Origin of the sequence: Roseibium sp. Sym1 (assembly GCF_027359675.1) — a bacterium.
Taxonomy (GTDB): domain Bacteria; phylum Pseudomonadota; class Alphaproteobacteria; order Rhizobiales; family Stappiaceae; genus Roseibium.
Map to the genome: position 1 here is coordinate 6,130,949 of NZ_CP114786.1, position 21,187 is coordinate 6,152,135.

At 62.2% G+C, this 21,187-nt stretch carries 10 protein-coding genes; all 10 read right to left on the reverse strand.

Annotated elements, in window-relative coordinates; translation table 11 throughout:
• Window positions 1-16: 16 nt before the first annotated feature.
• On the reverse strand, window positions 17-793 hold the full coding sequence (locus O6760_RS28230) for a thioesterase II family protein (RefSeq protein WP_269582982.1): 777 nt from the start codon (window positions 791-793) through the stop codon (window positions 17-19).
• Complete coding sequence (locus O6760_RS28235) at window positions 793-7,017, reverse strand: non-ribosomal peptide synthetase (protein WP_269582983.1); 6,225 nt, start codon at window positions 7,015-7,017, stop codon at window positions 793-795. The genes O6760_RS28230 and O6760_RS28235 overlap by 1 nt, the downstream gene beginning before the upstream one ends.
• 146 nt (window positions 7,018-7,163) lie before the next feature.
• Window positions 7,164-8,882: a hypothetical protein gene (locus tag O6760_RS28240; RefSeq protein ID WP_269582984.1), complete on the reverse strand. Its 1,719-nt coding sequence runs from the start codon at window positions 8,880-8,882 to the stop codon at window positions 7,164-7,166.
• Between the two features lie 480 nt (window positions 8,883-9,362).
• Window positions 9,363-9,596, reverse strand: a complete 234-nt coding sequence (locus tag O6760_RS28245) for a hypothetical protein (protein WP_269582985.1) — start codon at window positions 9,594-9,596, stop codon at window positions 9,363-9,365.
• A gap of 197 nt (window positions 9,597-9,793) precedes the next feature.
• Window positions 9,794-10,849, reverse strand: a complete 1,056-nt coding sequence (locus O6760_RS28250; protein WP_269582986.1) for an HAD-IIIC family phosphatase — start codon at window positions 10,847-10,849, stop codon at window positions 9,794-9,796.
• A complete protein-coding gene (locus O6760_RS28255; protein ID WP_269582987.1) occupies window positions 10,846-11,994 on the reverse strand; it encodes an acyl-CoA dehydrogenase family protein in 1,149 nt (382 codons plus the stop codon). The genes O6760_RS28250 and O6760_RS28255 overlap by 4 nt, the downstream gene beginning before the upstream one ends.
• Entirely contained in the window at window positions 11,991-12,242 is a 252-nt protein-coding gene (locus O6760_RS28260) for an acyl carrier protein (RefSeq protein ID WP_269582988.1), read from the reverse strand. Before O6760_RS28260 ends, O6760_RS28255 begins: the two co-directional genes overlap by 4 nt.
• Before the next feature lie 282 nt (window positions 12,243-12,524).
• The gene (locus O6760_RS28265; protein WP_269582989.1) at window positions 12,525-13,421 is read right to left on the reverse strand and encodes a 3-hydroxyacyl-CoA dehydrogenase family protein; all 897 of its coding nucleotides are present in this window, start codon (window positions 13,419-13,421) and stop codon (window positions 12,525-12,527) included.
• Entirely contained in the window at window positions 13,411-17,979 is a 4,569-nt protein-coding gene (locus tag O6760_RS28270) for a type I polyketide synthase (protein ID WP_269582990.1), read from the reverse strand. Before O6760_RS28270 ends, O6760_RS28265 begins: the two co-directional genes overlap by 11 nt.
• A 1-nt stretch (window position 17,980) precedes the next feature.
• Window positions 17,981-21,187 carry a non-ribosomal peptide synthetase gene (locus O6760_RS28275; protein ID WP_269582991.1) on the reverse strand — a complete coding sequence of 1,069 codons (3,207 nt, stop codon included), beginning with the start codon at window positions 21,185-21,187 and terminating at the stop codon, window positions 17,981-17,983.

Sequence of the window (21,187 nt, forward strand, 5' to 3'; positions counted from 1 at the left end):
GCCTGAATGCACATTTTTATGGGTCCGTACCCTGGCCCGGCCCCTGATCAAGCTCGCAGAGAAGCAAATCCACGACGCGATCCGCGGTCCCTCGCAAAAAGAAATGATCCCCTTCCACAAGAAACAGATTGAACCGCGCAACCGTTTCCTCACTCCATTCCGCAAGCGCCTCCAGCTCCACGTAGCTGTCCCAGGTGCCCCCTAATGCCGTGATCGGTACCGTGAGGGGACCCGTGTCCCTGCGCCTGTAGCGCTCATTCAGTCGAAAATCGGATCGATAGACGGGCAGCAGGAGATCGACGAACTCCCTGTTTTCCAGATGATCCGGCAACAGGCCTCCGATCCGGCCGACACGGTCGAGCAACTCGTCATCGCTCAGCTCATGCAGCATCGGACCCTGTCGCGGCGCGGCGGCCCGGCGCGGTGCGTCGCAGGCCCCGACAAAGAGTTTTTGAGGCAAAGGCAAGCCGCGATCGCCAAGGCCCTGCACCAGCTCAAAACCGATGCGGGCCCCCATGCTGTGCCCGTATATGGCAAAAGGCTTGTCCAGCCATGGCTCCAACTCCACCACCAGATGCTCTGTCATGTGGTCCATGTCATCAATGAGCGGCACGTCCAGGCGCGTCTCGCGGCCCGGATACTGAACGGCTGCGAGCTCAATCGTCTCGGGCAGTTTCCGTTTCCAATCGTGATAGACCGATGCACTGCCCCCGGCGAAGGGCAGGCAGAAGAGCCGAAGCTTTGCGCTGTCGGACGGCTGAAGAAACGGAAGGGCCTCAATACGGTCGGGCATTATCGCGCACGCTCATGGTCTTCGGTCAGGGACAGGTGGAACATTGAACCATCCTCTTGCTCGGCGATCCCACGCAGCAGCGCAATGAACTGGGACAGGAGCCTTTCCGCGGACGGCCGGCCATAGGCGCCGGTATCATAGGAAAGGTGAAGGGTTATCGCGCCGTCATTGGAGCGGACAAAGGTCCAGATGAGATCGGTCTTGCCCTGGCTTTCGGGGGCCGAGATCACCTGGACGGGCCGCCCAGAGATAGAAAGGTCCGGGTGTGGCTCCACCAATTGCAGGATCGAGCGATAAGGCGGCAGCTTGGGCAGGTTTGGGTTTGCGGGCCCCGGCGCGTTCCACCGATGATCGAGCGCCTGGAAAAGAATGTCTTGGGTCGTTTGCAGGCGATCCGGGACGCGATCGGACCTCGAGAAGTCGAGGGAGAGCGGCAGCACGGCCACAAAACACCCCAACATGTCGTCGTAATCCAGATTGGGGCGCAGGGACACAGGCATCCCGCACAGGAGATCCGTCTTGCCGGTGAGGCGTTGGACCAAAACGCCATAGGCGGTGACAAGCAGTCCATAGAGCGTGGCCTCCTGCTCGCCCGCCCGCGCGGTCAATGCCGAGACGGTCTCGGCGGGTATGCGCCTTTCGATAGAAGCCGCCTGACCGGACGGCGCACCGTCGGTTGGGAAGCTGCTTGGCTCAGCTGCACGGTGGAGGCGGTTCGCCCAGTATCGCGAAGCCTTGGACCTCTCGAACTGGTCCGCCTCCCACGCCAGAAGGTCTTCGATACTGGCGCGCGGGGGCGCAGGTTTGGGAATATCTCCTGCCTCACAGTCCTTGAACACGGAACAGAACTCCTGCATCAGGGCCGACGCGGATTGACGATCGGCCACGAGGTGATGCAGATCGAACCTGAGCAGGCTGCGGCCGTCGCCGAGGCGAAACAGACGAACCTGCAAAGGCGGATTTCCAGGCAGGCCGTCATGGTTTGAAAGCCTGCCTGACATCAGCTCGCGGGGATCAGCGTTCTTCGCGTCACGGACATCGAACGGGACTTGGGCCTGCCTGCGGATCACCTGGACCGGTTTTCCCGATTGCAGCTCAAACGAGGTGCGCAATGCCGGGTGCCTGTCACTCAGCCAGCCGAGCGTCTTCTGGATGGTGCCGTGGCCCGGCTCACTGTCCAGAACAAAACCAATGGGCATGTTAAAGAGCCCGGGACTGCCCGAGATATGTTCTTTCAGAAAGAGTGGCAGCTGGGCAGAGCTCAACGGCAGCACAGTATCTTTCCCCGGCATTCCACGAGCCGCCTGCGGGAGATGCGCGGGGGAGACACGCGCGTCCTTGATCAAGTCAGACATCTTTGACATGTCTGCCGCCCCGGCAAGAAGGGCCAACGGCACCCGCACCCCGAACTCCTGCTCGATCACCAATTGCAGGCGGGCAAGCAACAGGGAGTGACCGCCCGCGCGAAAGAAATTCGTGGAGCTTTGCGGCGACGTGGGGAGATTCAGCACGGATGTCCAGATTGCGGCGAGCCGTTGCTCGGTCGGATCGTCAAGACACACCGGCGCCTCCTGGTAGCGGCGCTCAGGGCTTGTCGGTGCCAGTTCAGCCAGCGCCTTGCGGTCCAGCTTGCCATTTTGTGTCGTCCAAAGGCGTTCTGTCTTTTGATAGGTGTCGGGCCAGAACGCCGGTGGAAGACGTGCCTCGACGAAGCCGCCGAGATCATCCGGAAGATCCCTGCCGGTGGGCACACAAAACGCATGGATGCGGATGTCTCCCGCCGCATCGGGCCGGGCAGTGACCCCCGCCCAAGCAATTCCGGAATGCTCCAGCAGCGTTGCTTCGATCTCTCCCAGTTCGATGCGCTGCCCGCGGCGTTTGATCTGGCTATCCCGGCGCCCGTGATATGTCAGCGCCCCGTCCCGGCGTTGCCGGACAAGATCGCCCGTCAGATAAAGCCGCTTGCCGGGGCGGAACGGATCCGGGCGGAACCGATCTGCCGTCAGGCCCGCATTGCCCATATAGCCCCAGGCCAGCGCCACTCCCCCGATGGCGAGTTCCCCCAGACACCCGGGCGGCAGTCGGTTGCCCTGACGGTCAAGCACTTCGGTGACGACATTGGAAATCGGCCAACCGATCGGCACTTCGACCCGGTCCTGGGGGCTGCATACCCATGCCGTGACGTCGATTGCGGCCTCGGTGGGGCCGTAGAGGTTTGACACGGTGCATTGGAGCGATGACTGCGCGCGGCTTGCAAGCGGCGCGGGCAAGGCCTCCCCACTGCAGATGCAGTGTTTCAGGGAGGGCGGGTCACGTGCCTCCAGGGCCCAGGCTTGCAGAAAAACCTTCAGCATGGAGGGCACGAAATGCACAAAATGGATATCGCGGCGGACGATCAGATCGGCGATGTAATGGGGATCGCGATGCCCCCCCGGCGCCGCGATGACAAGCTCTCCGCCGTATAGAAGCGGCCAAAGGAGCTCCCAGATCGAGACGTCGAAACTCACGGGCGTCTTGTGAAGCACGCGTTCCCCGGGGCGCAGCTGAAATGCCTGCTGCATCCAGTCCAGCCGGTTTGCCAGTGCAGACCGGGGCACACCAACCGCCTTTGGTTGGCCGGTCGAACCTGATGTAAACAGGATATAGGCCAGCCCGTCCTCTGGTTCGGCGCGACCCGGCAATACCTCAAGCGGGTGGTGCATCGCCTCATCCAGCGACAGGGTGCGAATGGGCGTGTCCTCTGCCTGATCCGCATTCGAGGTGATCAAGACCGAGGCCTTGGCCTGTTCGAGCTGCCTGTTGCGCCGCAGAACGGGCGTTTCGACCTCTATGGGCACGAAAACGGCGCGCAGGGCCAATATTCCCAGAATGACGGCCAGATACTCAAGCTGGCGGGGCAGTGACAGGGCGACGACAGTTCCCTCTGTCACGCCGCAAGCCTGCAGCGCTGCCGCAACGCGGCGTGCACGGGTTGCCAGCTCGCAATAGGTCAGCTGGCCGGCATCGCTGCTCAGTGCGACGGCCCCGGGTTGCTGATTGGCTTGATCCTGGAAGGCCTGAAAGAGGTCCCGGTTGAGCAGGCAGGGCCGCCGCGTGTCATTCCATTTATTTATCTCTGCCCGCTCTTGCGCCAAGAGGACATGCAGATCGCACACCTGTGTCTCGGGCCGGTCCAGGGCTTGCGCGAGAAGCTGCTCTATCCGTTGGGAGAGCCGCTCGAGCCCCGTCTCGTCAAACAGGTTGGACCGGGACCGCAAGGTGAGATGCAACCGGTTTCCCAGCCATCCTCCAAGGACCATCAGCGGAAATTGGGGGGGCCTGTCGGGCAGCTTATATGTCCGCCCTGCCAAGGGCCCAGACGGCAAGGGGACATCCGGCACATTCAAGGCCATGGCGGTGAGCGCAGGATCACCGTCGCCTGCGTTTTCGTCGTACCAGGAGAAAACCATCCGGGAGACGGGATGCATGCCGTCCTCCCCTGCGGCCTCCACCACCGGCGCGATGGCGGACAGGGGAACGGACTGATGATCCAGGACCCATCCAAGCTCAGCCGCGCATTGCTGAACCATCTGAGAAAACGACGCCATCGGAGGCACCGTCATGGAAACGGGCAGCACGTGGGCAAAACACCCGATCGCAGTCATGTCGTCCAGTCTGGTGCGATTGGAGACGGACACCGAAGTGACGGCCTTCCCGGCATCGGCGAGGCGTGCGCGCAGGATCTGGAGCGCGGTCAACAGCACCGCAGGCACCGTGACCCCGCGCCTTTGCGCGAAGACACGCAGATCTTTCGACAGGGACGACCCGATGCGCAGGGTGTGTTCGGCGCCCTGCACCGCATCGGGCGTGGACGTATCCCCGGGAAGCTCGGGAAGGTCGGCGAGGTTGGGAGAGAGCTTCTCCTGCCAGGCCCGCACCGCATCTTCAGAGTAGCCGAACGCATCCTGCAAGGGCGTCTCTGGCGGACGCCAGTCCCCTTGCAGGCTTTCCTTCAACTGTTCCCAAAGACATTCCACGGTCCTCATGTCGCCCACGATATGGTGCAGTCGCAAAAGCAGAAGAGGCGCGCCATCCGCCTCTTCCACCAGGTCGAGCGCCACCAGGGGCCCCGTTTCGAGATCCATGGGCTCGGCCAGCAGCTCCTTGATTTTCGCGGGCGCGTCTTCAACACGGATGTGTCGCACCCTCTCCTGCTTCGCATCTGCGGGGGCAAATGCGAGATCGCCTTCAAAGGTGGCAACGACCGACTGCAGAAGCGGGTGTTTCGCAAGAATCCCGAGGAACGCCTCGCGCAAATGCTCGAACCCTGGCATCTCGTTCAGTTGAATCGCGCCTGCGATCACGTCCGCCGTGCCCCGCGTTCCAAGCCGATCGAGATACCAAAACGCCCTTTGAACCGGATTGAGCGCGATCTGCGCGCCAGGGGTGGGGTGCACGGCCCTGTTGTCCGTGATAGGCACGCCCTCAAGGCGGTCTTCAATGTCTTGCAGAGAGTGTCCGGCCAGCAGCCACCCCGGTGTCACGTCCTTCGCTGCGGTGTTTTCCAACGCGGCGGCCAAGTGCATGGCTTTAAGCGAGTCCAAGCCATACTCGGTCAGCTTCCGCGTCGGATCGATCTGGTCGGCGGACACGCCCAATGCCCGGGCCACCACGCCTCGCAACCCGCCCGTCTCGACGGGTGCGTCCGGACGTTCCAAATTTTGTTCCAGGACGCAAAGGGGCGTCATCTCCCCCGCTCGCCATGCCTGTGCCGCTGCCTTGCGGCGCACCTTGCCGCTGGACGTGCGCGGCAGGGCACCCGGTTTCAAAAGGGCAATGATGGCGGGGGCGATTTCGTGTTGTTCGGCCATTTCCGCGCGCAGCTGAACCGCCAGATCCATAAGTGTCTGGCCATCGAGCTTCTGGGCGCATTCAACAAGCAGGGCCGCTTGCTCCCCTTCCGCCGTCTCAAGCGGGACGGCAGCACTGCCGCCGGGCCGGATGGCATCAGACAGGCGTTCCACCGATCGCTCCAGGTCTTCGGGATGGTGGTTTCTGCCCGCGAGGACGAGGACGTCACTCTTGCGTCCGCAGATGAACAGCTCCCCCTGATCCAGAAACCCGATATCGCCGGTTCTCAGATACGCGCCTTCGCCATCCAAGGGGGTGGAGAACCGTTCGGCGTCGCGCCCGCCCCAGGCCGCTGAGGCGATCGCCGGGCCCGAGGCGCATATCTCACCCACGCCTCCCTCCGGCAGGACCGTCCTTGAGGCGGGATCAACAATCGCGACCCGGATGCCATCGAGCGGCGTGCCGTTCGACACGATGGTCTTGCCGCCCGGCATCTGCTCGACACGGCCAGCGATCAACGTATTCGGATCAACCGAGATATGGCGGGGCCGCACCCGCGCACGGACCCCGCTGACCACCAGCGTGGCCTCTGCGAGCCCATAGGTCGGACAAAAGGCGCGCGCGTCGAAGCCATGCTCGGCGAAGGCGGTGGAGAAGCGGGAGAGCGTCTCGGACCGCACCGGTTCGGCCCCGCAAAACGCGACCCGCCAATGGCTCAGGTCAAGATCGGCACCGATAGATTTTCTGGATGCGCGCAACACATGTTCGAAGGCAAAATTCGGCCCCCCGGCCACAGTGGCCCTGCAGGTCGAGATCGCGCCAAGCCAGGTGTACGGATTTCCAAGAAAGCGCCGCGCGGGCAGGTAATGGCTGCGCGCGCCCAGGTAGAGCGGCGTCAGCAGGGTTCCGAACAGGCCCAGATCATGATGCATTGGCAGCCAATTGACGAAGACGTCGTCCTGGACCAGCCCGAAATGCCCAATGATCTGGTTGAGGTGGCGGGATATCATCGCCCTTGTGAGGCAGACGCCACGCGGGCTTTGGGTAGACCCGGAGGTGTATTGCAAGACGGCCAGATCATCGGGGGCCGTGGCGGGCAGATCCTCCTGCCCTGTCACCGGAGCGCACTCGGGATCGACGGAGATCGCTGGCAGCCCCGGAACGGGTGTCACGGCTGCGGCGTGAGCCGGCAGGATGGCCAGAGACGCATCGCAGTCCCGCGCGATGGCCTCAATGCGCCAGATCGCATGTTTGCCCGAGGCTTGCGGAGTCGGAACGGCCACGGCGCCCGCGCGCAGACATCCGATCAGGCCGATGGCCACGTCTACGGGCCGGGTCAAGCAGAGCAGGACGCGCCCACCCGGGGGAACTTGGCCATGGATGATCTTGGCCATGCGCCCGGCCCGGTCCCAAATCCTGTCGATGTCGGTTTCATCCGAAAGGGTGCCATCGCTTTTGACGGTCGCCAGGCGCGCCGTTTCCAAGCCCCGCGCTGCATTGTCCTCAATGCGGTCAAGCAGGTCTTGGCAGGCTCCTGATGTCATTGATCCAGCACAGGCCACCGCCGCCTGATCACCTCAAACCGCAGCCCCCTCACGAGGGCAATGTGCAGCGTGTGCAATTCCGGTGCAATATCCGGCGGCGGCACGACCTCAACCGTCAGACCGGGCTCGCTCACCACGACCAGACTGCGATGAAAAACCTGCAAGGCCTTGTCCTGGGCATGCACGACCGCAATGCCCTGGTGCAGCCTCTCCAAACCTGTGCCGTCCTGTTCCGCGAATTCTAGGATGACCTCCGTCGGCTCACCCCGCCGCAGATGGGGGGCATGTTTCACGGCCAGTCGCGGACCCGGTGCATGCCACGCGGCTTTTCCGCCGCACAAGGTACAGACCAAGCGGACGCCGTCCCGCGGGCTCATGTCAAAATGCCGGGTCTCGAGGCCGCAATAGTCGCAAGGCTCACCGGGCCTGGACACTGCGACAAGACCTTCCCCCGGCAAGTTGTAGCACGGGCCGCCAAACAGGTGATTGGCCATGAGAATGGCGAAATGGCGATCCCATAGCGCAATGAGCTGCATGGCGTTTCCGACCTCGGAGGCCAATCCGGGGTCAAGGATGCCCGTTGCGGTGGACGTGTTGCACAGATGATTGATCTGATATGCGCCGTGGTCGATCCTTTGGCGGATGTCGCGAAGCAAGGACAGGGCCTCTCTCATGGCCTCGTTCTTTTCAAGCCTTTGGCTGTAGAGCCTCTCAATCCCGAACTCCAGATCCGCCGCGCCTGCCCGCCGTGCTGCCAGAACAGGCAGCCATGACTGAACGTCCTCAAGCCTTTGGGTTGCCTCCAAAATCGCCGGCGGCGCTGACCCGGGATGGTCTTGCCATCCGATCACACAGCTTTCGCCCGCCTCGACATAGGCATCTGGTGAAACATTGTTCACCTCAAGGATCCGATCGGGACCGGACGCCACATCGAAACCGATCACCGATGTCGAAACATCCGGTTTGGCGTCATTGCAACAGGTGCCGGGATCGCCGAACCAGATGTAGGGCCGACACCCGATGGTTTTGGATTGGATATCATTCAGCGTCGCGCAAATGGTGACCGCGTCGGTGTTGTTCTCGCGCTGTGACAGGACCCAGTCGGCCATGCCGCTATGCACATCGACGATCCGGTTGTTGAGCAAGGCCTCCCTTGCATACCCATCCGCCAGCGACAGGGTTGCGCTGACATTCGATGGGTAAAGCTCTCCCGTCATCAGGGAGGAGGCGCAGGTCAGCAGGTGGATCTCCGGAGAGGGAAGCTCCGCAAAGGTCAGAACCTGCGTGCCGGGATCCGGCGCGCGTTTGCAGCGCCGTTTGCCCGGGCCGGACCGGCAGCCGCCCTGCAGCGGGCCGTTGGGAGCCCATTCTTCGGCCCCTATCAAACCACAAAGAACGATGCTTTCCAGGTTGACGTGGCCTCCCTCGCCGTGGGCGCGCACGACCAGTTTTGACGCCGGGCTGACGATTTCAGAGGCAAGCCTGTCGGCCGTCAGCGCTTCGTTTTGCTCGCCCACCCACAGTCGGCGTCCGAGGATATCCACGATCAAGGGGCCTCCGCCCGCCGCGACAGGTGGCGCCAGGAGCTTGGCGACAATGAAAGAAAGACCGGCCAAGTCGCTTGCGGTCAGAAAACCCCATCCCTCCCTCGCCCATGCTTCGATCTTGTCGCAATTGTGCAGCGAGAAGACGTCGGGCGGGCCAAAAAACATCACGGGCCCGGGCTCCGGAGGGCTGGATTCGAGACAGGCCGCCAAATCGTCGAAAAGCGTCGCAGGCCGCCCGGTGCAATCGGCGTAAAACCATGCCGGCGCCGCCCAGTCCTCACCAATAATGACGATGCGACCTGAGAAGCTCGACACAGGGCCGGAGGCAGCCACGGGGTCCGACATGGCTTCGGACAGACCATAGAACGCAAGGATCCGTTCCCAACGCTGGTGTTGGGTTTCGTCCTCTGGCGTCAATATGGGAAGGGTTCGGGTTCGACGATATTTTTTTGCAGCATCATTATAAGCTGCCATATCCCGTACCCATTCGTGGGCACGGGGCCACCCCACATCCAGGGCAGATTGTCGATTCATGCCAGTGCCCACTTTCGGCAGAGACATCTCAGCCAACGACATGCCGCAAGCTCGCCGTTGGCTTGAAGTCGCGCAACAAGCCCGTTCATCAGACAGGCTTTGGGTCCGCCGTGCTTACCAGGTGACGCCGGTGGCCTCACGAATGGCGGCAAGAGAAAGCTCGGACGACCTTCCGACAATCGACTGGAAAGACCGGGTCGGTGCGCCCACGTTGTTGGACGCGCGCGCCAGCACATCCTGCATCAGCACCTGCTCGCCGCGGTCGAGACCTTCATAAAACTCAAGGAGTTTCTTGGAAAGTCCGTCAGCCTGATCTTTCGTGTAAATCCATGTCTCTTCTTTACCCATCTCATTTCTCCAGGAAGTTTTGATGCTCAAAAGGACTCACGCCACTGTTTAGGCTTACGGTGCGAATTGTAGCAGAGATTTTCGCGAATTCATAGGGATTACGCAACCTCAGATGGCATGATTCCGCCTCTGTAACGAAGCCGCAAGAGGTCTTTAAAACGCCCGAATAGCCCCAGTAAAACGGGCAGGACGCGCCCTCAGGACATATTGGTCTCGACGATGTCCACGTAGTCAGGAATCTGGATGGCATCCGGAAATTGCAACTCGAATTCGACGGCATCGCCGTTCCGCGCGACTTCCCTGAACCCTGCCAGTCGGTAGGTGATGAAAAGCGGGCGGTTCCGGCCCGTGTCGATGAAGTCCGCCTTGAGGCGCACACCGGCGCTTTGCGCGCGGGCAATGATCCGGGCAAGCATCACGGTGCCCGCACCACGGGAAATCACGCGGCAGGACATCAGAAGTATCTTGAGGGTCCAGACCTCCGCCCCTTTTTCGATGATCGCGAGGCCGATCTTTCCATAGCTGCCAAAGCTGTCTTCCAGGCTTGCCATGATCAGGGCGTGGTCCGGCGAGACCATCAGGTTTTCCAGCTCCTCCATCGAATAGCTGGTGCCGGTGGCATTGAGTTGGTTGGTGCGGCGGGTTAGTTCCTCAGCCCTTTCAAGGTCTTCCTTCCTGGCGGGGGAGATCGCGAATTTGAGGTTCAGGCTGCGCAGGAACGCGGTGCGGGATCCGTCAAAATCGCGCTCCGCGTCGACCCGCCTGGCTTCGTCGATATACATCTTGCGCCGTTGTGCGCTCTCTGTGGTGAGGGAACCTGCCTGCGGGGCATGATCCAACACGTCCTCCAACTGCGTTTCATCAAAAATGCGCACATCCGGATGCGTCAGGGCCACTTCGGCACGTTCTGCCGGGTCGTTGTCGATAACGGCAAGACTGTTCAGCCCCAGCGACAGCGTGTCCGCGATGGCTTGAATGGACGCGGCCTTGTTGCTCCAGGAGATCTGCGGCGCCACGAACATGGTATCGAGACCGAAGGCCCTCAGTTTCTCCAGGGCATCGTCGTGATTGTTGCGACTGGCGATGGAGTTGAGCACGCCCCTTGCGTCCAGAGCATTGAGGAGGTCGGTCACGCCGGGGCGCAATGTGACATCGGCGGATTCCGACAGCACACCCGACCAAAGCGTGTCGTCCAGATCCCAGACGACGCATTTGAGCAGACCTGGCTCAGCTTTCTTTTGGGCAAGCGTCATGTCTTCCCCTTTGGCAAGGATCCGTGGAGGCGCAGCGCGAGATCGGCCAGCGCTGCTTCGTGCATCTCTGTCGTGCCCTCGATGATTTCCATGATCTTTGCATCCCGAAAATGGCGATTGGCCGCGCGCTGCCCGGAGCAGCCTTGTGCCCCCTGCACCTGAACCGCCGAGGCCGCGACCTGCATCGCGGTCTCCGCAGCGTGTAGCTTGGCCAGAGCGGTGAGGGACACCGAGTTCGGATCGGCGAGATCGGAGGCCTCACCTGCCTTCCGGCACAGCAATTTTGCCGTCTCGACCCCGAGGAGCATGCGCGTGAGGCGGCGCCGGACCAACTGATGTTTGACAAGCTCCGGGTTGGTGGACGTCGCGGGTGCAAGATGGGCCACACTTTCCTCAAGGCAGGCGCGCGCGAGGCCCACGCATCCACACGCCACGCTGAACCGCCCGAAATCCAGGGCGTAAGAGACGACAAACGCCAATCCCGCACCGGGCCGCCCCAGGAGTGAAGACGCGTCCAGCTCCACGTCCTGAAAGGTCAGGTCCGCGAGATGGGAAGCGCGCAATCCCAGAAGACCGCGCACCGGTGTCCGGATCACCCCTGTCGCATCTCCCGGCACGAACACAACGCAAGGTCCCTCCCCGCTCTGAGCGAGAACCAGAAAACACCCGGCAATTTCCCCGAACGACACCCATTTCTTTTCTCCGTTCAGGATCAGACGGTCTTTCTCGCGTGTGACCCGTGCCTGTACCCTCTCCAACTCGCTGCCCGCCCCGGCCTCTGTCATGGCAAACCCGGCGATTGCTTCCCCGTTGGACAACCGCGGCAGCCAGTCGGCGCTCAGACCAGGATGCGCCCAGCGGCGCAGACAACGCCCCACCATGCCTTGAACCGTCAACAGGCTGCGGACAGACCCGCACCCGCGGCCAACTTCCTCATGCAGCACGCCGACCTTGGTGAGGCTCGCAGCGTCGGACGGATCGCGGAAGGGCAGATCCAGAAAACCCGCGCGCGAAAGACCCGGAACAATATCGGGATCAAGCGCTTCTTTCTGATCCCAGCTGTCGGCAAAGGGTGCAATCCGATCATCGACAAACGCCGCGCAGTCTTGCGCGAAGCGGTCCTGATCCGGAGCGACCATATTCATACCGGCCCCGCCTCTTGCTTGCGGCGGACAAACGCCTCGACAGCGGTCACCGAGGCAAAGTTTGCGAGCTCAAGGTCCTCGTTGTCGACGGTGACCCCCAGCTCGGTTTCGATGAACATCACGAGCTGGGGTGCAAACAGCGAGTCCACGAGGCCACTTTCGAAGATATCCGTGTCCGGAGAGAGGTTCGGATCCCGCAGATAGGCCGAAACAAATCCATGTATCTTTTCGCTGAGGATCTGCGTCATTCAACGGGCCTTTCCCTTAGGTGATGGTCTCATAAATGAAGATGAAATGGTTTGAGGCGAATTGGTCTTCATCAAGGAACGAAAGCGCAGGAAATGTGGTTCATTTTCAAGCCTTTCGCGACGCTGAGGAAGCCCAATTCGGTCAAATCCGAAGGACATGGAAGTGGCTTCACTCCGCGTCGTCAGCGCGCTCGACCGGGCGAAAAGCCCGCTCCACGCACCCTTCCTGGCGGCGTTTCGCCATTTTCCATGCCATTTCGTCTTCATTTATGAGTCCGTCACCTAGTCAGTTGACCTGTGTGCATAGTCATGAAACCCCGCACCCGCCTTGCGTCCAAGCCGACCCGCGTCCAGCATCCGCAACAGGGCCGGAGCGGGCTTGAATTTGTCATCTCCGAACCCGTCGTAGAGAATATCCAGGGTCAGTTTTATGGTATCAAGACCAATGAGATCGGCCGTTTCGAGGGGCCCCATCTTGTGTCCGAAGCACTGACGAAACAGCCGGTCAATGTCTGCTGGCGTGGCCGCGCCTTCCCCCAGCAGGTGGATCGTTTCGTTGATCATCAGCATGAGAACCCGGTTGGACACGTAGCCATATCCATCCTTGACCGGAACCCACTCCATCGACAGCCTGGAGAGCAGCGCGCAGGTCCTGTCAAACACAGCATCAGACGTCAGATCACCGCGGATCACCTCCACACTTGAGATCAGGTGCACGGGGTTCATGAAATGCACGCCAATCACCTGGTCCGGGCGTGCGCAAAAGCCTGACACGCGCTCAATCGGGATGGCGGAGGAATTGACGATGTAGATACATGTCGATGGGCAGACGGCGTCCAGCCGAGGATAAACCGTGCTCTTGCTCGCGACGTTTTCCTGAATGTTCTCAATGACGAACTCCGCCTCCGCCAGCGCCTCGACGGATGTCTCAAACCGGATGCGTTCGAGCGCGGAGGGAACCGACGTGCCGCCCGTCTTGGCACCGAACAACGCGGACATGCGCAGGGAGGCGCTGATTTCGCGCTGCGCCGATTGCAGGGCATGCGGATCCGTGTCGACCAGAATGGTGTCCATTCCACCGACCGCGAGGCGTTGAGCGACGCCGCGGCCGATCGTGCCCGCGCCAACGACGCCAATTGGTCCTTCCACGGCTTGGTTCAACGTCGTGTCACCCGGCATGTTTTTCTTGCTCTAAATGGTCGGCCGATTCATCAAGCAGGTCCTCAATGACACGCGCGCTTGCCCGCAAGGTGGGGTCCGTGAACATGGCCTTGAGCGAGACATTCACACCGAATATCTCCCGTAGCCTGACGACCGTCTGAGCGCCGACCAGCGAGTGCCCTCCCAGATCGAAGAAACTGTCATTCGCGCCGACACATTCGACACCCAGTGTTTCGGCCCAGATGTCGGCGAGCAGCTTCTCGATCTTGCCCCTGGGTTCGACAAATGGCGTCTCGATGTCCGGTCGGGCGTAAACGGTTCCCTCTGGAGAGGCCACAGATGATGGACCGGCCGCATTGTCGAGATCGGTCCATTGCTCAATGCGATCCTTCAACGCCCCGCTGGACACAACGACCTGCGCCGCGGGCCGTGCGTCAAGGACCCGTGCAAAGGTCTCTGCCCCTTCGGCATTGCTGATTTCAAAGGAACGAACCGTCGCCCCCGTCAGGTCGGCCAGCTGGGACTTCTTGCTGTTGCGGCTTTGATCCGCCCAGTTCCAGTTCACCGTGATCCAGGGAGAACCGGACCGGCCCTTGTGGCGCACGAAGGCATCTATCGCGGTGTGAACGCTGGCATGGGCCGCCATGCCCAGCCCTCCCAACACGGGAGAAAGCGAGGAGGTCACCACAACACTTCCCGGGGCGGCCTCATCGATGAGCGGTGCCATCCGGACCAGCGGGGCCAGCTTGGCCTCAACATGCCAGTTCACAAGCGCCTCTGACGCCTCCGAGACCGACGCAAGTCCATCCAGACCCGCCTTGCCGGGCGCAAAGATCACCACGTCTATCTTGCCGGTCACGGATTTTGCGCGGGCCAGAACCTCCTGCGCGGCGGCCTCATCGGCGAGATCGGCGTCAAGGACCTTTATGTTCGTTCCGCATGCCATCAATTCGTGCAGTTGCGCGCAAAGGTCTTTGTCCTGTTGCGGTGCGGCGTCGCCGGGCCCTCGGGCAACATCGTCGTCGGTGAGGCCGATGTCTCCCGCGAGGATCAGGTTGATCCTGGCCTCGCGCGCGGCATAGCCTGCCAGTGTGAGCCCGATCGTGCCGAGACCGCCAAGCACGAGATAGGTGTCCCCCTCCCGAACCACCGGCCGTTGCGCGGGAGGCAGTTTCACCGGCGCAAAGGAATGCGTCCATCTCAGCCCGCCGCGAAGGGCCACAAGGTCCGTCCTGGTCTCTGCTATCCATTCCATGGCCAGACCCTCCAGCGCCCGGGCATCATCGTGTTGAATGTCCACAATGCGCCAGCGCTGGTTTGGATATTCCTGCGGCACGACCAGGCGCAGCGCGGCAATAGCGGCCTGATCGACATGACCGATATCGCGGCTCTCGACATCCTGACCGTCAAAGGTGGCAATGGCGATATCAACGTTTCGCGCAGGCGCCACATCGGCCAGGGCCTGCGCCAGGACCAGAACCTCCGCAATCCCGGTGCCAAGCCTTTCCATCGCGCCTTTGCCGTTGAAGCCGTTGCCGGATGTATGCGCGGGAAGCCAGAGAATGCTGTCCGGAAACGCCTCGCGTCGCTTCAGATCTTCCAGGAGCGCCTTGGCCTTCTGCGAAGATGCGGCCCTGTCCCCATCGCGAAGATCACCCAGCCAGAGCGTCTTGAGGTTTGAAATGCCTTGAGACCGAAGGATGTTTGACATCCGCTCGTCCGACGATCCGTCACTGATCAAAAGCCAGGTCTTTGCGTTGGAGTTGTGCGACGGGCCGCGCGCAGGCCCCTCCGCGCGTTGCCAGCTTGGCAGGTAAAACCAATCAGCCAGGTCCGCTTTTCGTTCTGGCTCACCGGCAGGCACTTTGGCGGTCTTCGGCCTGGCATCTATCCAGTAAAGCTTGCGCTCGAACGGATAGGTTGGCAGCGGGACCCGTCCGCAGCCCTGACCGCGATGCAACTGAGGCCAATCGGGCTCCGCTCCGGCCGCCCAAAGAGATCCCACGGTTTGCAGCACCTGTTCGCGTGCATCGATCTGCTCATACCGGTGCCCCAAAGCAGACAGGCACATCAGATCACGCGAGACCTGCCGCGCCCAAGCCGAAAAACTGCGCCCGGGGCCCAATTCAAGCACAACGTTATGGGGGCCTGTCGCCAGAAGGTTGAGTGCCTTTTCCATCCGCACGGGGCGTACCATGTGCTCCAGCCAATATTCAGGCGATGCAATATGGTCAGGGTCCGCCCAGGCCCCTTCCAGATTGGACAAGACAGGGATGGCCGGGCGGGACATGTCTATTGTCCGGAGAATTTCTTTCAGGGGGCCAACGGCCTCGGCCAGGGCGGGGGTGTGAACGGCGCGGCCGATCGGCAGTTTCCGCATGACACCGCCGGCCTTGGCAACCCGGTCCTCGAGCGCGTCTATGGCCTCTGCCGTGCCCGCGACGGTGAATGTATTGGGTGCGTTTTCACCCGCGATAGCGCAGCCCTCGGGCAGGACATCGCGCATGATGTCCGGGGTCAGTTGCACGGCTGCGGCAGAGCCCGGCGGGCATGCGGTGATCAGGGCCGCGCGTTCCCGCACCAGTTTCAAGGCGCCGTCCTCATCGAAGACACCTGCGATGCAAGCGGCCGTAATTTCACCCAGCGAGTAACCCAGCACGCCATCCGCCCCCAAGCCCCAGCCTTGATAGAGGCGCGCGAGGGCAAGTTCGGTCACAAAGAGCAGCGAGTGTTGCAGCTGAAGGTCCATGGTGGCCGCCGACGCGGCCCTGCCCTTGTTGCCAAGAACCATGCCCCGAAAATCGATCCCCTTCCCTGCGCCGCCTTCGTCGCGTCCGCCCAGAAGGGCCTCATGCAGGTCTGTCTCAAAATGCGGTTGAAGCTGTGCCAGGGTGCGATCCACCACATCCCGGTAGACCGCTTCGGTTTCATAGAGGCCTTTGCCCATGCCTGGGAAATGCTCGCCCAGGCCCGGGAAAGCATAGACAATCCGCGGTGGGCCGTCGCCCGGGCAGACAGAACTGCGCAAACCGTTTCGGTGCAGCTTGCTGCTGAGCTGTTGTGCCCCGTCCGCGACGCAGAACCCCCTGTGCGTCAAGTGACGGCGCCCCATCTGCAACGTGTAGGCGATGTCCGGCACGGCACGATCACTGGCCGTCTCAACGTGTTTCGCCAGATGCTCCGCCTGCCGGGCCAGCGCTGTCGGCGTACGCCCGGACAGCACGATCAATTCGGCACGCGTCTGCCGCGATGCGGCGGGGCGGCTTGGAGGTTCTTCCAGCACAACATGGCAGTTGGAGCCGCCAAGCCCGAATGCGCTGACCCCCGCGCGCCTCGGGCTGTCCCCCCTGGGCCAGGGCTTGCATTCGGTGGCCACATAAAAGGGCGTTGCCGCAAAATCGATCTTCGGATTTGGCTCCGTCACATGCAAGGTGGGTGGAATCTCACCATGTTTGAGCGCCAGAGACGCCTTGACCAACCCGGCAAGGCCCGCGGCCGCATCCAGATGGCCAATGTTGGATTTCACCGACCCGATGCCGCAATAACCGGTGCGATCAGTGTATTGACGGTAGGCGCGGGTCAGCGCCTCCACCTCGATCGGATCGCCGATCAGCGTGGCGGTGCCATGGGCTTCGACATAGCCAATTGTCTCTGGCGCCACGTTGGAGATGGCCAGCGCTTCCGATATCACGTCAATCTGGCCATCGACGGAGGGAGCGGTGTAGCCCGCCTTTCGGGCTCCGTCATTGTTGGTGGCCGATCCTCGGATGACCGCGTGGATTGTGTCGCGATCGGCCACGGCCTCTTCCATCCGCTTTAACAGAACAACGACGACACCATTGCCGCCGACGATCCCATGGGCACGGGCATCAAAGGCGCGGCACATGCCGTCGGGGGCATAGATGCCCTCCTCCACGAAAGGATGCCCGGATTTCTGCGGCACGGTGATCGACGCGCCGCCCACGATGGACATATCGCATTCCCCGTTGAGCAGCGCCTGACAGCCGTAATGCACGGCCACAAGCGAGGCCGAGCATGCCGTTTGAATGTTAACCGCGGGTCCCGCGAGGTTCAGTTTATAGGCAATTCTGGTGGCCAGATGGTTTCGGTCATTGCCGAGCAGAGCGTGAAACGGATCGATGTCGGAGCGGCCTGTCATCACGTTTGAAAACAGATAGCTGCTCATGCTCGAACACCCGAAGACCCCTACCCGGCTGTCATCCTCAAGGCTGCCGGCGTAGCCGCCGTCTTCCATCGCTTGCCAGGCGCATTCCAGCAAAACGCGCTGCTGCGGGTCCATGATCTCGGCCTCGCGGGGGCTGTAGCCAAAGAACTCCGCATCAAAAAGCCCGACATCCTCAAGGATCGCGCGGGCCTTGATGAAGTTCTTGTCGCGCGCAAGCTTTGGGCTGACCCCGGCCGCCAGGACCTCTTCTTCGGAAAAGAACGACACACTGGCGGTCTTGTTTCTGAGATTGTCCCAATAGGCATCGCATGTGTCCGCACCCGGAAGGCGCAAGCTCCATCCAATAATGGCGATGTCATTTGTGTGGGTGTCATGATCATTGTTCATCATCTCACACCTCCCCCGTTGGATGCTTTTGCGCCGTGCCCTGCCGCGTGCGGCCCAGGCGCTTTCGCTTCTGCGCCCTGCTTGTTCCTGTGCTTGCGGTTCTGGAGGAGGCCGTGTTTTCGGCGAGCCAGGACGCAAGCTCCCGAATGGTCCCATGTTCGATCAGGTCCGCGAGCGGCACCTGGCGCTGCAGCCTTTGGCTCAGGTGATGCTGGACCTGCACCAGAAGCAGGGAATGACCGCCCAAGGCGAAAAAGTTGTCGTCAATGCCTATGCCGGTTTTGCCAAGCAGGTTTTGCCAGACCTGGGCCACCACGTGCTGCATGTCTGATTTCGGCGCGCCGCCTGCACCGATCGTCTGCTCCGGCCCGATGCGCGCCAATGCGCTCCTGTCGATCTTGCCGCTTTTGGTCAGCGGCAGGCTCGCGTGCATTTCGTATCGTGACGGGATCATCGATTGGGGAAGAATGTCAGCGAGGAACCGGCGCAGCCCGGCGGGTTCAACGACCGCAGTGTCGCGGGTCTGCAGATGGGCGACCAGCATCGTGACACTGGCCTCCGACTGCTGGGCTGTGACGGCACAAGCGGCAATGTCCGGATGGCGGGACAGCGCGGCTTCGATATCGCCGGGATCAATACGAACGCCGTGAAGCTTGATCTGATCGTCGATGCGCCCAAGAAAGACAAGCCTGCCATCCCCAAGGCCCGCGGCCAGGTCACCCGTGCGGAACGCGCGGGCCTCCCCGCCGGGTATATCCGGGTCTGGCGGGAACGCGCGGGAGGTCTCTTCGGGATTGCCATGATAACCAAGGGCGACAGCCGCGCCGCTCAGATAAATCTCCCCCGGAACGCCGGCTGGAACGAGATGTCCCGAGGGATCACGCAAGCTCAGACCATATCCCGCAAGCGGCCGTCCAATGGTCGGGCGTTCGTCCGCGGTGATCCTGACGGAGGTTGCATCCACCGTCGCCTCGGTCGGGCCGTAAATGTTGAAGGCCGCCACGTCGCGCAATCCCGCCAATCGCAGCCAAAGCACATCGTCCACCGCCTCGCCCGCCACCAACAGCACGCCGGGCCTTGGCACGTCGTGCTTGTCCAGCCCTGCATCCAGGAGGCTGCGGATATGGGTCGGGGTGGCATCAAGTATATCGATCGCCTGATCGCTCAACCATCGCACCATTGCGGGCGGGTTCTTGCGCACCGTCTCATCAAGAATGCAAAGCTCATCACCGGACAAAAGGAAACAGATCTGCTGCATCGAGGCGTCGAAATCCAGCGGCGCATTCAGGGCGACTTTGGACGGGCGGTTCGGTCGGAGGTCCTGGAGCAGATCCGTGAGCGCATGAGACAAGGTCAACAGCGCGCGATGCGTTACGGCCACGCCTTTGGGCACGCCAGTCGATCCGGAGGTATGCATGATGTAGGCAAGAGATCCCGGCGCCGCCCTGTCAAACCTGTCCATCCGGGTGCCATCGGCGCGGTTGATCCCATCAAGATGGACAATCGACGCCCCGCTGCCCTCAAACACTTCAGCGTGCTCCGCCAGGGTCACGACCGCGCGTGCGCCGCAATTGTCGAGAATCCTCGCAATCCGCTCTTTGGGTATCTCAGGCGATACGGGAACAGAGCACCCGCCCGATTTCATGATCCCCAACATCGCCGCGATGGCTCCCGCCCCGCGCGGCAGGCACAGTCCGACCGGCACGTCCGTTTCTGCGCCAAGCTCAACCAACCGATGCGCGATGGCATCCGACCACGCCTCCAGATCGCCGTAACTCAGCTTTCCCTCGCTCGTGGACACCGCAATCCGGGCTGGGGTTTTGCAGGCCTGATCCGAGAAGGCGGAGGCAAATGTCTCTTGCCCCGATTGCGCAGGGGGGGCCGCGACAAATGTGCCGTCCTTTTCGGCGTCCTGGCGTGGACAGGGCGATGCCTCTCCCAGCGTTGTCTCCGGATCTTGGGCGAAGGTCTTGAGACAGCGGAGCACGTGACGGCCCGCCGCTTCGCTCAGCGGGGCCTCGAACCTGTTGGGATCGGCATCGATGTTGAGCGTGAACCCGGTCTCAGGCGTCCCGGTCAAACGCAATCGAAGGCCGCAGGCGTCGCCCTGATCCTGGGCCTTGACCACGCGCACGCAGCCCAGGTCACGCGATAGCGCACGCGCGTCCTCAAACACGAAGGGAAAGACCGGGGCCCGTTCGGGAGCATCCATGGCGTCCCCGTGCCAGCGGAAGGCGGGCTGCCACACATCCGCCGCCTGCATCGATGCCTCCACCGAACCGACCAAATCGCGCAGCGTCGTCATTTCATCAAGGGGCACGGATATGGGAAGACAGGTGCGGCAGCGCCCGATCACGTCTTCGATGCCCTCAATCCTGCGCAGGCTGCCGGCAAGGCCCAGAACCGGTTTCGTGTCACGCGCCATGCGGCCAATAACAAGACCCCAGACTGCGCAGACGACAGAAGCTGCCGTGGCCCCCATCCTGTCGGCCAGACGGTCCAGCTCCCGGGACATCCCGGAGGTCAGCGGGATGGATGTGAGATGCCTTGCCGGCTGCGGCGCCTGGCGCGCGCGATTTGTTTCCACAGGCAGCCTTTCCCCGGCAAGCTCCGCAAAATCGCGGCCGGAACGGGCCTGATACCAAAAGGCCTCTCCCTCCGTCGCCGCCTCGCTTTTGGCAACGCCTTCCAGCCAATTGACCACTTCCTCGAATGGCAGGGTCTCGGACCGGTCCTCCGGGTTCACCAATTCCCCGGCAAACTGACTGCACAACAACCCAAGCCCCTCGGCATCCACCCAAAGGGCGGCGGCATCCATCATCACCAGATGTTCCTCAGGTGAGAGCCGACAGACGCCGACCACGGCCCCCAAGTCGTTGGTCCCGCTGTCGATTGTCTCGGCAAGGCGCACGATGGCCGTGTCCAAATCGCCATTCGTCTGGGCCGGCGCGATAATGATGTTGGGGTCGGTCTTGCCGGGCCGCTGCATGGGCACGCGCAAGCCTTTAACGGTCAAAAGCGTGCTCCCCAATACGGGATGGCGGCTCATCACCCGGTTTGCGGTTTCGGCAAGCTCCGAGGTATCGAACTTTCCCTGAACCCTGACCCAAACGCGGGCCCGAAGCGCCTCTGGCTTATCCACCCCCATGGCAGCCGCGCGCTGCAACAGCAGAAGCTGTTCAGGAACGAGGCTATAGGTGTGCTGGTCCAT